Source organism: Halalkalibacter lacteus (assembly GCF_036663595.1).
GTDB lineage: Bacteria > Bacillota > Bacilli > Bacillales > Bacillaceae_D > Halalkalibacter > Halalkalibacter lacteus.
In genome coordinates, this window is record NZ_JAWRVL010000323.1 from 1 (window position 1) to 256 (window position 256).

The window sequence follows — 256 nt, forward strand, 5'->3', positions numbered from 1 at the left end:
TCTGCCACTAACTTATACTCTCCATCATCTAGTGACTGATAACTGCCTTCTACCTCAACAGCCAAGTCCCACTCATAAGAGTAGCTATCTGATTCTTCGTTCTTCCACTCTGTGATCGTACCTATTTCTTCATCCGTTTCACTATCATATACTTGTAAAACTATTTGATCTACTGAGGATATGACTTGAAGGTCTAGCGTGTACGTGTCCAATTGATGACTTACTATCATTGACTGTATTTCGAGAATCATAAAAT

1 protein-coding gene is annotated in these 256 nt (G+C 38.3%); it reads right to left on the minus strand.

The window, feature by feature from the left end; translation table 11 throughout:
• Positions 1-256 (minus strand): hypothetical protein (locus tag SAZ04_RS22525; RefSeq protein WP_332699930.1); only part of this gene is annotated, 256 nt, incomplete at both ends.